This window comes from Rhizobium sp. S152 (genome assembly GCF_030380735.1).
In the GTDB taxonomy this organism is placed as follows: Bacteria; Pseudomonadota; Alphaproteobacteria; order Rhizobiales; family Rhizobiaceae; genus Rhizobium.
In genome coordinates, this window is the sequence record NZ_JAUDRZ010000030.1 from 43,327 (window position 1) to 58,388 (window position 15,062).

General features: G+C 62.2%; 13 protein-coding genes. 7 read left to right on the top strand and 6 right to left on the bottom strand.

Going from position 1 to position 15,062, the window contains the following annotated elements; all coding sequences use genetic code 11:
• Positions 1 to 42: 42 nt before the first annotated feature.
• The 3 genes from QTL95_RS24810 (at position 43) to QTL95_RS24820 (ending at position 3,009) form a co-directional block, all read left to right on the top strand.
• Entirely contained in the window at positions 43 to 1,707 is a 1,665-nt protein-coding gene (locus QTL95_RS24810) for an electron transfer flavoprotein-ubiquinone oxidoreductase (protein ID WP_289722571.1), read from the top strand.
• A gap of 8 nt (positions 1,708 to 1,715) precedes the next feature.
• Positions 1,716 to 2,231, top strand: coding sequence for a GNAT family N-acetyltransferase (locus tag QTL95_RS24815; protein ID WP_289722572.1), 516 nt, complete (start codon positions 1,716 to 1,718; stop codon positions 2,229 to 2,231).
• Positions 2,232 to 2,394: 163 nt separating this feature from the next.
• Positions 2,395 to 3,009, top strand: coding sequence for a L,D-transpeptidase (locus QTL95_RS24820; RefSeq protein ID WP_289722573.1), 615 nt, complete (start codon positions 2,395 to 2,397; stop codon positions 3,007 to 3,009).
• A 53-nt stretch (positions 3,010 to 3,062) separates the two neighbouring features.
• Here QTL95_RS24820 and mgtE read toward each other — a convergent pair whose 3' ends face one another.
• Positions 3,063 to 4,436 (bottom strand): magnesium transporter, encoded by a 1,374-nt coding sequence (gene mgtE, locus QTL95_RS24825; protein WP_289722574.1) that lies wholly within the window; start codon positions 4,434 to 4,436, stop codon positions 3,063 to 3,065.
• Between the two features lie 285 nt (positions 4,437 to 4,721).
• Positions 4,722 to 5,735 carry a zinc-binding alcohol dehydrogenase family protein gene (locus QTL95_RS24830; protein ID WP_289722575.1) on the bottom strand — a complete coding sequence of 338 codons (1,014 nt, stop codon included), beginning with the start codon at positions 5,733 to 5,735 and terminating at the stop codon, positions 4,722 to 4,724.
• A 102-nt stretch (positions 5,736 to 5,837) separates the two neighbouring features.
• On the opposite strand from QTL95_RS24830, the gene QTL95_RS24835 reads away from it, so the two are divergent.
• On the top strand, positions 5,838 to 6,245 hold the full coding sequence (locus tag QTL95_RS24835) for a winged helix-turn-helix transcriptional regulator (protein WP_289722576.1): 408 nt from the start codon (positions 5,838 to 5,840) through the stop codon (positions 6,243 to 6,245).
• Here QTL95_RS24835 and QTL95_RS24840 read toward each other — a convergent pair.
• The gene (locus tag QTL95_RS24840; RefSeq protein ID WP_289722577.1) at positions 6,216 to 7,433 is read right to left on the bottom strand and encodes an MFS transporter; all 1,218 of its coding nucleotides are present in this window, start codon (positions 7,431 to 7,433) and stop codon (positions 6,216 to 6,218) included. The two genes, QTL95_RS24835 and QTL95_RS24840, sit on opposite strands and share 30 nt — an antisense overlap.
• Positions 7,434 to 7,751: 318 nt before the next feature.
• Between QTL95_RS24840 and QTL95_RS24845 the strand changes: the two genes are divergently transcribed.
• Entirely contained in the window at positions 7,752 to 8,696 is a 945-nt protein-coding gene (locus tag QTL95_RS24845) for a diacylglycerol/lipid kinase family protein (RefSeq protein ID WP_289722578.1), read from the top strand.
• Between the two features lies 1 nt (position 8,697).
• On the opposite strand, the gene QTL95_RS24850 is transcribed toward QTL95_RS24845, so the two are convergent.
• Positions 8,698 to 10,050: a glutamine synthetase family protein gene (locus tag QTL95_RS24850; RefSeq protein ID WP_289722579.1), complete on the bottom strand. Its 1,353-nt coding sequence runs from the start codon at positions 10,048 to 10,050 to the stop codon at positions 8,698 to 8,700.
• Between the two features lie 82 nt (positions 10,051 to 10,132).
• Between QTL95_RS24850 and QTL95_RS24855 the strand changes: the two genes are divergently transcribed.
• Positions 10,133 to 11,500: an aspartate aminotransferase family protein gene (locus QTL95_RS24855; protein ID WP_289722580.1), complete on the top strand. Its 1,368-nt coding sequence runs from the start codon at positions 10,133 to 10,135 to the stop codon at positions 11,498 to 11,500.
• Here the strand turns inward: QTL95_RS24855 and QTL95_RS24860 are convergent.
• Together QTL95_RS24860 and QTL95_RS24865 are read right to left on the bottom strand one after the other, a co-directional pair.
• Positions 11,497 to 13,005 carry a glycosyltransferase family 39 protein gene (locus QTL95_RS24860; RefSeq protein WP_289722581.1) on the bottom strand — a complete coding sequence of 503 codons (1,509 nt, stop codon included), beginning with the start codon at positions 13,003 to 13,005 and terminating at the stop codon, positions 11,497 to 11,499. The two genes, QTL95_RS24855 and QTL95_RS24860, sit on opposite strands and share 4 nt — an antisense overlap.
• Positions 12,998 to 14,014, bottom strand: a complete 1,017-nt coding sequence (locus QTL95_RS24865) for a glycosyltransferase family 2 protein (protein WP_289722582.1) — start codon at positions 14,012 to 14,014, stop codon at positions 12,998 to 13,000. Before QTL95_RS24865 ends, QTL95_RS24860 begins: the two co-directional genes overlap by 8 nt.
• A 69-nt stretch (positions 14,015 to 14,083) precedes the next feature.
• Here QTL95_RS24865 and QTL95_RS24870 point away from each other — a divergent pair, with 69 nt between their 5' ends.
• Positions 14,084 to 15,046 (top strand): lysylphosphatidylglycerol synthase domain-containing protein, encoded by a 963-nt coding sequence (locus QTL95_RS24870; protein ID WP_289722583.1) that lies wholly within the window; start codon positions 14,084 to 14,086, stop codon positions 15,044 to 15,046.
• Positions 15,047 to 15,062: the final 16 nt, after the last annotated feature.

A 15,062-nucleotide genomic window follows, 5' to 3' on the forward strand; every position in this document is an offset into this window, starting at 1 on the left:
GGGGACCACGGCTGTAGCGGCGGCCGAGCGGAGATTGAGTGAATGACCGAGACGACTGAGCTGCCTGAACGCGAAAGCATGGAATTCGACGTTGTGATCGTCGGTGGTGGGCCGGCCGGTCTGTCCGCGGCGATCAGGCTGAAGCAGGTCAATCCGGATCTCTCGGTTGTTGTCCTGGAGAAGGGTGCCGAAGTCGGCGCGCACATCCTGTCGGGTGCGGTCGTCGACCCCATCGGCATCGACCGCCTGCTGCCCGATTGGCGTCAGGAGGCCGATCACCCGTTCAAGACCGAGGTCAAGGACGACCACTTCCTGCTGCTCGGTCCGGCCGGCTCGATCCGCCTGCCGAACTTCGCCATGCCGCCGCTGATGAGCAATCACGGCAACTACATCGTCTCGCTCGGCAACGTCTGTCGCTGGCTGGCGGGCCACGCGGAAGCCTTGGGCGTCGAGATCTATCCGGGCTTCGCCGCAACCGAAGTGCTCTATAACGACAAGGGCGCCGTCATCGGTGTTGCGACCGGCGACATGGGCGTCGAGAAGAACGGCGAGCCCGGCCCGAACTTCACCCGCGGCATGGAGCTGCTCGGCAAGTACACGCTGATCGGCGAGGGCGTGCGCGGCTCGCTCGCCAAGCAGCTGATATCAAAGTTCGATCTTCAGAAGGATCGCCAGCCGCAGAAATTCGGCATCGGCATCAAGGAGCTCTGGCAGGTGAAGCCGGAGAACCACAAACAGGGCCTCGTGCAGCACTCCTTCGGCTGGCCGCTCGGCATGAAGACCGGTGGCGGCTCGTTCCTGTATCATCTCGAAGACAATCTCGTGGCCGTCGGCTTTGTGGTGCACCTGAACTACAAGAACCCCTATCTCTATCCCTTCGAGGAATTCCAGCGCTTCAAGACGCATCCCGCCATCCGTACCACCTTCGAGGGCGGCAAGCGCCTGTCCTACGGCGCTCGCGCCATCACCGAGGGCGGTTATCAGTCGGTGCCGAAACTGACCTTCCCGGGCGGCGCGCTGATCGGCTGTTCGGCCGGCTTCGTCAACGTGCCCCGCATCAAGGGCAGCCACAATGCGGTGCTGTCGGGCATGCTGGCGGCCGACCGGATCGCCGCCGCGATCGCCGATGGCCGCGCCAATGACGAAGTCATCGAGATCGAGAACGACTGGCGTTCGAGCGACATCGGCAAGGACCTGAAGAAGGTGCGCAACGTCAAGCCGCTGTGGTCGAAGTTCGGCACGGCGATTGGCGTGGCGCTCGGCGGCCTCGACATGTGGACCAACCAGCTGCTTGGCTTCTCCTTCTTCGGCACGCTCGGCCACGGCAAGACCGATGCCCAGTCGCTGGAGCCGGCCTCGAAGCACAAGAAGATCGACTATCCCAAGCCCGACGGCGTCCTCACCTTCGACCGTCTTTCCTCGGTGTTCCTGTCGAACACCAACCATGAGGAGGATCAGCCGGTTCATCTCAAGGTGAAGGACATGGCGCTGCAGAGGCGCTCCGAGCACGATGTCTATGCCGGCCCCTCGACCCGCTACTGTCCGGCCGGCGTTTACGAGTGGGTGGAGAAGGACGGCGAGGAGGTCTACGTCATCAACGCCCAGAACTGCGTCCACTGCAAGACCTGTGACATCAAGGATCCCAACCAGAACATCAACTGGGTGCCGCCGCAGGGCGGCGAGGGGCCTGTTTATCCTAATATGTGAGGAAGAGGATGGGTGACGCCTGGGCCATAAGACAGGCGCGCATCGATGAGCTGCCGCGCCTGACGGAGATCGAACTCGACGCATTCGCGACTCTTGCGGAGGCGATTGGCGGGGACCGCGAGCCGCATGCACTGCCGCGAAGCATCCTCCAGCAATCCCTCGATGCGGGTCTGCTACTGGTGGCTGCCGATATGGCCGATCACCCGGTCGGCTTTCTTGCGGCGGAAGAGATCGACGAAACGCTTTATGTGAAAGAGCTCAATGTCTCCACGGCATGGCAGAGGCGGGGTGTTGGCCGTGGCCTGATGATGTCTGCTTTCGAGCTGGCGAAGTCGCACGGGCTTTCTGCGGTGACATTGACGACCGACCGCCACGTCCTCTTCAACGCGCCATTCTATGCCTCGCTCGGCTTTGTGCTGACGCCGACTGAGGCGCTTCCACGGTTTCTGCGAGAGAAGCTGGATCACGAAATCTCCGTGGGAATGGATCCCGACCGGCGGGTTGCCATGGTTCTCGCTCTCTAGGGGCGGTTATCCAAGTTGGTCCCGTCCCGATCACGAAAAGGTGTCATGTGCTCCGCCGCCTTTCCGCCAAATTCCTTTCAGGCATCCGCCCGAGTTTAACCCAGTATTAACCATGTTTTTCCTAACGTCGGTTGCATCAATTGAACGTTAAGGAACTGTATTAATGTCGATTTCCCGTCGCGGTTTCGTTCTCGGCGTTTCCGCACTTCTTGCCGGATGCGCCGCCAGCGGTCCTGATCATCGTGCCAATTACGCGGCCCTGCCAGCCGAGAAGTATCCGCTGCCGGCCATGCCGCTCGACAAGCTCGATCCCGAGCTCCGCCGTCAGGAAGTATCATACGCCTCAAGCTACGATCCGGGCACCGTTGTCGTCGATACGCCCGCCCGACGCCTCTATTACATCCTCGGCGGCGACAGGGCGATGCGCTACGGTGTTGGTGTCGGTCGCGAGGGACTGGCGTTTTCCGGCGGCGCCTATGTCGGCCGCAAGGCGGAATGGCCGAGCTGGACGCCGACCGAAAACATGCAGCGCCGCGAGGAACGTTACCGCAAGCTCGCCGGCGGCATGCCTGGCGGTCCGAACAATCCGCTCGGCGCCCGCGCCATGTACCTTTACCGTGGTGGCAACGACACCCACTTCCGTATTCACGGCACCAACCAGCCGCAATCGATCGGTCTGGCCATGTCGAGCGGCTGCATCCGCATGCTGAACCACGATGTCATCGATCTCTATGATCGGGTGACGCCCGGCGCCAAGGTCGTTGTTATCCAGGCCTAGTGGGCTGTTCCAGCCGAAATGAAAACGGGGCTCCTTCGGCCCCGTCTCTCTATTCATAAAAGTGTGCCACTGAGGATCAGCAGCGCCACCGTGAAGTAGATGACCAGCCCGCTGACATCGACGAGCGTGGCGACAAGCGGCGCCGATGCGCTGGCGGGGTCGAGCCTGAGCTTCTGCAGGATGAACGGCAGCATCGAGCCGGCGATGGAACCGAACAGCACGATCCCGATCAGGGCTGCGAAGATCGTTACGCCGATCAGCACCCAGTGCTCGCCGTAATCATAGAGGCCGATGCTCTGCCAGAGCAGGATCCGACCGAAGCCGACGAGGCCAAGGATGGCGCCGAGCACGATGCCGGTCGGCAATTCGCGCAGCAGCACCCGCCACCAGTCACCGAGCTTCAGTTCTCCCAGCGCCAGTGCCCGGATGATCAGCGAGGTCGCCTGCGAACCGCTATTGCCGCCCGAGCTCATGATCAGCGGCACGAACAGCGTCAGCACGATCGCCTTTTCCAGCTCGCCTTCGAAATGCTGCATGGCGCTTGCCGTCAACATTTCGCCCAGGAAGAGAGCGCAGAGCCAGCCCGCACGCTTTTTCAGCATGCCTGCGAAGCTGATCGTCATGTAGGGCTTGCCCAACGCTTCCATGCCGCCGAACTTCTGCGCGTCCTCGGTCTGGTCGGCGATCATCGTGTCGATCACGTCGTCGACGGTGACGATCCCCAGCATATGCCCTTCTTCCCCGATGACGGGCAGGGCAAGCAGGTTGTGTTTGCGGATCAGCCGCGCCACATCCTCCTGCGTCATCAGCGGATCGGCCTTCACGATGCCGCCCTGCTGCGCCACGCTCAGTACCGACGCCTGCGGCTCACCTGTGATCAGTCGGCGCAGGGTGACGACGCTGATGAGCGCCTGCGTTTCGGTGTCGAGAACGTAGATGGCATAAACCGTTTCGCGCGAACGCTCAACCTTGCGGACATGCTCGAGCGTCCGCTCCACCGTCCAGCTTGCGGGAACGCTGACGAACTCTGTCGTCATGATGCTGCCGGCCGTTCGCGGCGGATATCCCATGAGATGCTGGACTGCGAGAGAGGTGGCGCGGTCCAGCTTGGAGAACAGATGCGCCCTTGCGCCTTCGTCCATTTCCTGGAAGAGGTCGGCAACCCGGTCGTTGGCGGTGGCGTTCAACAGCCGTGCGGCATGCTCGACCGGCATTTCGGTCAGCATCGCGGCGGCATGGTGCAACTCCGGGCGACCGAGAATACGGACGGCCTTCTGCTGGGGCAGGGTGGCGAGAACGCCTGCCGCTTCGTGGATGTCGAGTGAGTTCAGACGTTCGACGCGCTCGGCCGTCGTGATGGTGCCGAGGTTGTCGTTGAAGAAACGGGCGGCATGGCCTGCCCGCAGGGGGAAGCGATTGGAGTTCATATGGCTCGCCTTTCCGTCGATCCGCCGTAGCGTCCGACGGGCGAGCCCGACAGGAATCGGTCAGCGCACGAGGGCCGCGTACGGCAAAGGCAATCGACTGCTACTGTCGCTTGGCATCGTGAGATGGCTCCGTTGATATCCGCGGAAAACGGACGTTTTCCTCGTGCGGCACTAGGTGGTCCCAATTGCGGAAAAAGTCAAGCGAGCGAGGTGCTTGCGGCGAGAATGCCGCACCCGCGGCGCGGCATTTCGGGGATGGCGGGAGAGGTGCGTGATTTATCGGCCTCAGAAGCCGGCGAGAACAAGCTTGCCCTTCGTCTTGCCGCTCTCGATCATTGCATGTGCCTTCTTGAGGTTGGTGGCGTTGATCGGCCCCACGGTCTCGTTGAGCGTCGTCCTGATCGCGCCCTCGTCGACGAGTCCGGCGATCCTGTTCAGCAGCTTGTGCTGTTCGATCATGTCGGGTGTGCCGAAGAGCGGGCGGGTAAACATCAGCTCCCAGTGAACGGAAACCGCCTTGCGCTTGAAGGGCACGATGTCGAGCATCTTCGGGTCGTCGATCAGCGCGAAGCGACCCTGTGGCGTAATCGTTTCGACAATCTCTTTGAGATGATCGATGGTGTTGGTCGTCGAGAACACGAAACCGGGCGCGCCGATGCCGAGCGCCTGCACCTGGGCTGCGATCGGCTGCGAATGGTCGACCACGTGATGCGCGCCCAGCGCCTTGACCCATGCCTGCGTTTCCGGCCGCGACGCAGTGGCGATGACCGTGAGGTCGGTCAAGGCGCGGGCGATCTGGATCGCGATCGAGCCGACCCCACCCGCACCGCCGATGATGAGGATCGCATTCGCCGCGCCTGAAACCTTGTCCTGAACCTTCAGGCGATCGAACAGCGCCTCGTAAGCGGTTATCGAGGTCAACGGCAGGGCGGCCGCGGCCGCGAAATCGAGTACCTTCGGTTTGCGGCCGACGATGCGCTCGTCGACGAGATGAAATTCCGCGTTGGAGCCCGGCCGATTGATGGCGCCGGCATAGAACACCTCGTCGCCGACATTGAACAGAGTGACGTCAGGGCCAACGGCTTTGACGATGCCTGCGGCATCCCACCCAAGCACCTTGAACTCCGTTCCGTCGGGTGCGACGCCGGCACGAACCTTGACGTCAACGGGATTGACGGAGACTGCCTTGACCTCGACGAGCAGGTCATGCCCGCCGGCTTCCGGCGTGGGCAGATCGACGTCGATCAATGACGTCTCTGCGGTGATTGGCTGGGGAAGCTTGTAGGCGACGGCGCGCATGGGAAACTCCTGTTCGGTTGCACAGATGCTAGATGCGTCCTATGTTCGGGAAGCGCAAGAATGCACAAATTCTGTACGTAGTACCAAAAAGGATACCGTCAAATGTCGTTGCCGCGGGACAAGCTGACTGAGAATTTTCCCGGCTGCCCCGTCGAGGCGACGCTGAGTTTTCTGGACGGAAAATGGAAGGGCGTCATTCTCTTCCACCTGATGGCGGGCACGCACCGTTTCAACGAACTGCGCCGAAAGCTGCCTGCGGTAACGCAGCGCATGTTGACCAAGCAACTGCGGGAGCTGGAAGAGTCGGGGCTGGTTTCCCGCACCGTCTATCCGGTAGTGCCGCCGCGTGTCGACTATGCGTTGACGCCCCTTGGACAGACGCTGCGGCCGGTAATTACGGCACTAGCGGTATGGGGCGAGCAGAATGTCTTCTGCCGTCCCGATGGCCGCCAGCTGCGTGACGTGACGGCCGATACTGCATCAGCCGCGGCTGCGACGGTCCAGGCGTAGCGATGCCGCGAATACCAGCATCCCCAACACCGAAAGAATGGCGCCGACATAGCCGGTCGCCGCGGAGCCATAGCCCCAGGCGATGACGAGGCCGCCGAGCCAGGCGCCAAGCGCATTGGCAATATTGAAGGCCGAATGGTTGGACGCCGCGGCAAGGGTCTGTGCATCGGCAGCAACGTCCATGAGGCGCGTCTGCAGGGCAGGGCCGGCAGCGAAGCCGCAGCCGATCAGGAACACGCAGAGCCCGAGCATAAAGGGATTGGACGCCGTCAGCGAAAACAGCGTCAGCACAATGATGTTGAAGATCAGCGATCCGCCGATCGTCCCCATGATCGACTTGTCGGCCAACCGGGAACCGACGACATTGCCGGCGTTCATGCCGACGCCGAACAGCACCATCATCACCGCGACCATCCCCGGCTGCAGCATGGCGACCTCGGTTGTCGTATCGGCAATGTAGCTGAACATTGCGAACATGCCGCCGTAGCCGACAGCCGCGATGGCAAGTGTCAGCAGGACCTGCGGGCGCCTGAAGGCCCCGAGTTCGCGCATGAAGCTGGCGCCTTCCGAGACCTCGTCTCGCGGTACGTAGTACCAGATGAGCGCCATGGTCACGAGGCCGATGATCCCGACCGAGGTGAATGCGATACGCCAGTCGAGCGACTGCCCGAAGAAGGTTGCGAGCGGAGTGCCGAGCAGCGTGGCGATCGTCAGTCCGAGCATGACGCTTCCCACGGCCCGTGCCCGCTTGTGCACGGGCACCATCGACGCGGCGACGACTGCCGCCACGCCGAAATAGGCGCCGTGCGGGAGCCCCGTGACAAAGCGAAGGGCAGCAAAGCTCTCGAAGGTCGGCGCTAGAGCGCTCAATATGTTTCCGGTCGCGAAGATACCCATCAGGAGCAGAAGCAGCGAGCGGCGCGTCATTTTCGCCGCGAGTACAGCAATAACGGGCGCCCCGATGACCACACCCAGCGCGTAGGCGCTGATCACGTAACCGGCTTGCGGAATGGTTACGGAGAAGGTGCCGGCGACATTGGGCAGCAGACCCATGACCGCGAATTCGCCAGTGCCGATGCCGAACCCGCCGCAGGCAAGCGCCAGTTGCACCAGCGCGACCGCCATCGGCGAGGGCGCCTCGACGGCTGGGCTGCTATCGATGGAATCGTTTACGGCTATTTGGCTCACGAGAGCTCCTTAGGCATTCTGACGCTTGAGAATGGGCGCGAGGGCAGGATGCCGACCGAGCCGGCAAGCCGGAAAATGATGGGGGATGGAGGAATGCTCCAATATCTCATTATTGGCGACGACACCCGATGGCGTCGAGTGCGTTTTCTGCAGTGCAGCGTCCCTCTCAGCGCATGTATCCATTGCATTGGTTGCGTGGCTCGTGGCGTGGAGGCGGCCGGCGATTAGAGCCGCCTCTGCTTGAAATAGCTCGGCGCGCAACCATCTCTAAGCGGCGCGACAAGTCTCGCGAGGGTTTTCGAAGCTGACAGGAATCTCATGAAGCTTATGGGTTTTTTCAATCGGGACGGCGGGACGTTCCGAACGACCGATATGGAAGCCTATGAGAAGCGCGCCGAGGCGGTGTTCCGTGACGCCGGTCATGACTTCGAGGCCGTCGTCTTCTCCGGAAAGGAGATCGTGCCGGCAATGGAGCGAGCGGCGCGGCGCGACGATCTCGATGGAATTGTTGCCGGCGGCGGCGACGGAACGATTTCGGCGGCCGCCTCGATCGCCTGGAAGAACGGTGTCGCCTTGGGCGTGGTTCCGGCGGGCACCATGAACCTGTTTGCCCGGTCGCTACGCGTCCCACTCGACATATGGACGGCGCTCGAGGTGCTGGCGAACGGCGAGGTCGACAATGTCGATATAGCCAGCGCCAACGGTCGGCCGTTCATTCACCAGTTTTCGGCGGGCCTGCACGCGCGCATGGTGCGCTACCGCAATTCCTACAGCTACCGTTCCCGACTCGGAAAGATGAGAGCGAGCACGCGTGCCGCGCTGGGCGTGGTGCTCAATCCGCCCGAGTTCGAGGTGGAGTTCCGGGCACAGGGTATTCGCGAACATCGCCGCGTCTCGGCCGTGTCGGTGTCGAACAATCCGTTCGGCGAGAATGCGCTGCTCTACGCTGATAACCTGACGGGCGGAGAGCTCGGTTTCTACACTGCAAAGCCGCTGAAGCCACTCGGCGTTGCGCGCCTCGCCTTCGATTTGCTGCGCGGCAAGGTTCGCGAGAACGCCGACGTCATGATCATGCACCCCGCCGAGGTGGATCTCCATTTTCCGAAATTGCATTCCAAGGCGAACTGCGTGATGGACGGCGAGCTTCTGCCGCTCGAGCGCGATGTCGCGCTCAAGCTTCACCCCGGAGAACTGAAGGTTCTGGTGAAACGTGGTTTGGCGGCGCAGGTCGATGAAACGGAGCGCCGCGAGCCGATCAGCTAAGCTAGAGCCGAGGCAAGTAAGTCCGGTAGTCGAAATCGGAAACGGTGCGCAGGTAGGTGATCGCCTCCTTGCGCTTCGTATCGCCGTAGAGTTGCTGGTACCTCTGTCCAAAGACGTCGGCAATGAACGGCGAGGACCGGAAGGTGTCAACCGCCGTCAGGAAATCATGCGTCAGTTGCGTGGTGTTTTCCGGAACATGCGAGGGTGTCGTTTCCTCGCCCGGATCGATCTCGCTGTCCAGCCCAAGCAGCATTCCGCCCAGGATCGCCGTCAGCAGCAGATAGGGATTGGCGTCGGCGCCGGCGACACGGTGTTCGACCCGGGCTGCGGGACCGTCGCGATCCGGAATCCGTACCGCCGTTCCACGGTGCCCGTAACCCCACGTCAGATCGACAGGCGCGAAGGAACCCGGCTGGAAGCGCCGGTAGGAGTTGGCGAAGGGCGCGAAGATCAGCTGTGCCTCGCGCATGCTCTGCAGCATTCCGCCACAGACCGATTTGAGCAGCTTCGGCTCACCGCCTTTGGCGTCCAGGATATTCCGGCCATCCCTGTCTATGATGCTGGCGTGCACATGAAGTCCGGAGCCCGCGTGCTCGGAATAGGGCTTGGCCATGCAGGTCGACTTCAGTCCGTGCTTGCGTGCTGCCTGTTCGACGATCCGTTTCAGGTAGATGCAGTCGTCGGCCGCGGCCAGCGCATCGGCGCGGTGCAGAAGATTGATCTCGAACTGTCCGGGGCCGAACTCCGCCGTCGTCGCATCCGCGGGCAGCCCTTGCGCCTTCGCGTAGGCGCGCACGGTTTGCAGATAGTCGTCCAGCGTATCCACCGCGCTCATGTCGTAAAGCTGGAAACCGTTCGGCTCGCCCTTGTAGGTGAGGCCTTTGGGGGGAGAGGGATGGCCGGTCTCCCGCCAGTCGGGTTCGACGACGTAAAATTCCAGCTCCGTTGCCACAACAGGCGTCAGCCCTCGCTGCTTGTAGCGCTCGAGCATGGCCGCGAGAATGGCGCGCGGGTCCATGAAGCTCGGCGTGCCGTCGAATTCGTGCATCGTCGCCAGCACCTGTATCGAGCCATCGGGCGCCCACGGCATTGGCACACGGCTGCGCTTATCAGGAATGCAGTTCCCGTCGGGATCGCCGACCGACAACGAGAGGCCGGTGATGTCATCGTTGTCGTCGCCCCAGATATCGAGCGACTGCGTGGAGGAGGGGAGCCGGACCTCGCCGGCCCAGATCTTCTTCTGCGCCTCGAGCGGAATCTGCTTGCCGCGCAGGTCCCCGTTCATGCCGACCAGTATGATTTCGATGCGCGGGTCGCCGCCCGCAGCTATGCCGTGCATTTTGTCAGGCGTCATGATCTTGAAAATCCCCTCGGACAAGGCCAAGGTCGTAGCCCATTGGCAAGAGGCTTTCAATCTCTGGGGTGTTTAGCAAATCATGTCCGATACTTACGCGCGTTCGAATATCGCCGGCATCGATGCCGCTCATCACCTTCATCCCTTCTCCGATATGAAGAAGCTGAACGCCGATGGTACCCGCATCATCCAGCGTGGCGAGGGCGTCCACATATGGGATAACCACGGCAGGAAGTATCTCGATGGCTTCGCCGGCCTGTGGTGCGTCAACGTCGGCTACGGCCGCCGTGAGATCACCGACGCCGTCGCCCGCCAGATGAACGAACTGCCCTATTACAACACCTTCTTCGGCACGACGACCACGCCGGCCACGCTGCTGGCAGAGAAAGTCACCGCCCATGCGGGACCGAGCTTCAACCATGTCTTCTTCACCGGCTCGGGATCGGAGGCGAACGACACCTGGTTCCGCATGGCCCGCGTCTATTGGAGCGCCGTCGGAAAGCCGTCGAAGAAGATCGTCATCGCTCGCAAGAACGGCTATCACGGCTCGACGGTCGCGGGCGCCAGCCTCGGCGGCATGAAATACATGCACGAGCAGGGCGATCTCCCGATCCCGGGCATCGTCCACATCGGCCAGCCCTATTGGTACGGCGAGGGCGGGGAACTGTCGCCTGCCGAATTTGGCCTAAAGGTCGCGCGCGAGCTCGAAGCGAAGATTGACGAGCTTGGCGAAGACAACGTCGCGGCGTTCGTCGCCGAACCGGTACAGGGAGCCGGCGGCGTCATCATTCCGCCCGACACCTACTGGCCGGAAATCGATCGCATCTGCAAGGCGCGCAACATCCTGCTCGTCACCGACGAAGTCATTTGTGGGTTCGGCCGGCTAGGCGAATGGTTCGGTCATCAGTATTTTGGCGTGGAACCGGATCTGGCCCCCATCGCCAAGGGACTTTCCTCGGGCTATCTGCCGATCGGCGGCGTGCTCGTCGCCGACCGCGTCGCGGATGTGCTGATCAACGATGTCGGCGATTTCAATCACGGCTTCACCTATTCCGGCCACCCGGTTTGCGCTGCGGCCGCCCTTGAGAACCTGCGCATCATCGAGGACGAGAGGTTGGTCGAGCGGGTGCGCGACGATATCGGGCCCTATTTCGCGAAGGTCTGGGGCGCGCTCGGTGAACATGATCTCGTCGGCGAGGCCCCCAGCGTCGGCCTGATGGGGGCGTTGCAGTTGACCGCCGACAAAAGCAACCGCAAGCGCTTCGAAAAGCCCGATGCAAGCGGTGCGCTGGTGCGCAACCACGCTCTGGCAAACGGGCTCATTCTGCGCGCCACCGGCGACCGCATGCTCGCATCGCCGCCGCTGGTCATCAGCCGCGAGGGGATCGACGAGATCGCGCGCATTGCGAAACTCGCGCTCGATGCCGCCTGGAAAGAGTTGAAAGCTTAATTGGTCGGCCGCGTGGGATAGATCCAGGCGTAACCAAAATACTGCATGTCGTCAGGCCTGCCGCGGGCATATGGAACGGCCATCAGTCTGGCGTCGAAACCGGAATATTGCGTGCCGAGATTCTGCCCCACCCATTGCCTCAGTGCCGACGGCGCGGGCGGCGCGTCTTTCGTGGAAAGCCAGACCAGCAGCACCGGCTTCTCGCTCGTCCAGTTGTAGTCCAGCGTCAAGTTGGCGAAGAACAGCGACATGACAGTCGTATGCGACATCTGGAGGCGCATGTTGCCGGCTGCCAGCCAATCGTTGGTCATGATCAGGCCCGGCGTCTTGCCCTCCTCGGCAACGACCTTCTCGGCAAATGTTGCGTAGGGCACGTTGTAGGCCTGGTAGCTGCCGAACAACGTCGGGAAGTTGACACGGACGAACAGGGCCGTCGGGATCAGCGCCATCATCACCAGCGGCACCACCAGGAAGCGGCGCGCAAAGTTTTCTGGCCTGATGCCCGCAGCCTGCATCTTCAGGCAGAAATAGATCGGCACGAGGAACAGGAACGGCAGCAGCCAGCGATCCCGAAGCGCCGTCATTCCGATCGCGACGATCAGCACCAGCACGATAACGGCGATCGTCACGAAGATCACATCGAAGAAGCGTGTCCAGACGGTCGTCGAGCGCAGATTGCGAAGAAAGGACTTGCCGAAGACGATGGCATAAACGACGAAGGTCGGCGCGACGATCACGACCGCCAGCCGCAGGAACTTGAACGGCCCCTGAATCAGCTTGGCCAGCGCTCCATTCGGCGCGTCCTGCTCCATGATGCCGAGCGTGCGGCCGGAGGCGACAGCGAAATTGTCCAGCAGCCACAGGGCGTGCGGCAGGAAAAGCAGGGCAGCGATGGCGATCGACAGAAGAAAACGCCTGTCGAAGATCCGTGCCCGGCCGTCCGGATGCAGCCAGACGGCAACCAGCGCCGCGACCGCGATCAGCGCGAAATTGTACTTGGTCAGCATCCCCAGCCCGAGCGCCAGTCCGACGACCACATAGGATTTCAGCGACGGTGCCTTCAGCGTCTTGACGATGCCATAGAGCAGAAGGTTGATGGCAAGCATCTGCGCGACGGTGTGGGTGAGGTCGCGCTGCGCTTCCCAGAAAAGCTGCGGGATGGTGAGAAGCGAAAGTGTCGCGATGACCGCGAACAGCCGGTCCTGCAACAGAATACGGGCAAGCTTGTAGTAGCTGAGATAGACCAGCAGCAGAACAAGATTTTTCACCGCCGCGATCGTCGTCATCGAAAGATCGAAGACCGACACGACGGCCGCCTGGAACCAGTTGTATAGCGGCGGCTGGGAATCGTAGCCCAATGCCAGCCACTGCGAGAAGAAGGCCTGCTGCGCTTCGTCGTAGCGCAGGCCGTCAGGCATCGACATGCGAACGGCAAACTCTAGAAGGAAATATCCGGTGAGCAGAAGGACTATGAAGTCCGGTCTGCGCACGAGCAGATTACGCATTCTCATTTCCGTCGAGGATCTGTCGGACGATGTAGTTCGGCGAAGCATCGTCGCGGTAGTAGGTGCGTGCGATCATCTCCGAGAGAATGCCTGTGGTGATAAGCTGCACGGATGACAGCAGAAAGACGATGCCGACCATCAGCATCGGGCGGGTGCCGATATCGTTGCCCATGATGAACTTGTCGAAGAACAGGTAGAGCAGGATCAGCACGGCGATGCCGCCAAGCCCAAGGCCGAGCGAACCGAAGAAGTGGCCCGGCCGCGCCTTGTAGCGCATGAAGAACATCACCGAGAGCAGGTCGAGAATGACGCGGAAGGTGCGCGAGATCCCGTATTTCGACTGGCCGTGCTCGCGCGCATGGTGGGTGACCACCATCTCGCCGATACGCGAGCTCGGTACCACGCCGGCTACCCAGGCCGGAATGAAGCGATGCATTTCGCCCATCAGCTTCACCTGCTTGATGATCGACGCACGGTAGATCTTCAGGCTGCAGCCGTAATCGTGAAGCTTCACGCCGGTGATCCGGCCGATCAGGTAATTGGCGCACCAGGAAGGAATCTTGCGCAGGAGCAGGCCGTCCTGACGGTTCTTGCGCCAGCCCACGAGAAGATCCAGTTCCCGCCGCTCCAGCTCCCGCACCATGGCGGGAATATCCTTGGGATCATTCTGCAGATCGCCGTCCATTGTCGCGATCAGACGCCCGGCGGCGGTGTCGATCCCCGCCTGCATGGCGGCGGTCTGGCCGAAATTGCGCTGCAGGGCGACAATCTTCAGCGTGAGCCCGTCACGGTCAAGGTGCTGTCGCGCGTTGGCGAGCGTCGCATCCGTGCTGCCGTCGTCCACCAGGATCAGCTCCCAGCGGGCGGTGAAGTTGACCATCGCCGAACAGATGCGATCGACGAGCGGCCCGACGCTTTCCTCTTCGTTGAAAATCGGAACGACGAGCGACAGCTCGAAGGGGAGCGCCAGATCGATGGCCTCTGCGACCGAGTCTACCGTTGTCTGCAAGTGCTAATTCTCCTAAAAGGCCACACGGCCGCATCGCGGTTTTCGCCGCAAAGTCAGGAAGCCTAGTACATGAAGTCTCCGGTTGTTGCCAGCCGACAATCCTGGTTTGTCCGCAATCGCATGACGGCGCTCACCGTGGCGATCGTTGCGGCCTATGCTCTTTTCATCCAATGGCTATGGGGATGGCCCGTCATCATCGGGCAATGGGCCGAAGTCGGCGTCTTGCCCGTCGTCGGCGCACTGCTGCTTTTGACGAGCACCTATTTCCTCAGGACCTGGCGCATCTATGATTATTTTCCACAGGCGACCTCAGGTCGCTTCAAGGCCTTGTTCCGGGTCACGCAGATCCACAATCTCCTGAACATCATGCTGCCGTTTCGCGCCGGGGAAACGAGTTTCCCGGTGCTGATGCGCAGCGAGTTCGGCATTCCGCTGGCGCGCGGCACCTCTGCGCTCCTCGTCATGCGGCTGCTTGACCTGCATGCGCTGCTTGCGGCCGCCGGCATCGGCTTCGCGATCGCCTCCATCCACACCGTTCTCGCGTGGATCCTCTGGGCGGCTTTCCTGGCGCTGCCCGTCGCAGGATTTGCCGCGCGTCGGCAATTGCTGAAGATTGCCGTCAAGCTCCTGCCCGCGAAGGCCGCGAAAATTGTTGCAGAGATCGAGAACGGCCTGCCGGCCGATGCCGCCGCATTCGCACGCGCCTGGGCCATGACCGTGATCAACTGGCTGGTGAAGGTCTTGGTATTGGCCTGGGCGCTCGGCCTCATGGGCGTCGAACCGATGGCCGCGAGCTTCGGCGGCGCGCTCGGCGGCGAGCTGTCTTCCGTGCTGCCGGTTCACGCGCCGGGTGGCGTCGGCACTTATCCCGCCGGCATCACCGCCGGCGCTGTTGCCTTCGGCGCGGCGAGCGACAAGGTCGCGCTCGCCGCACTGGCCAAGGCGAGTATCAATGCGCATCTGCTGATCATCGTTTCGGCACTCACGGGCACCGCCATCTCGCTGCCCTTCGGCCGTGCCGCGAAGCATTAAGGCTCGCAGAGCGCCC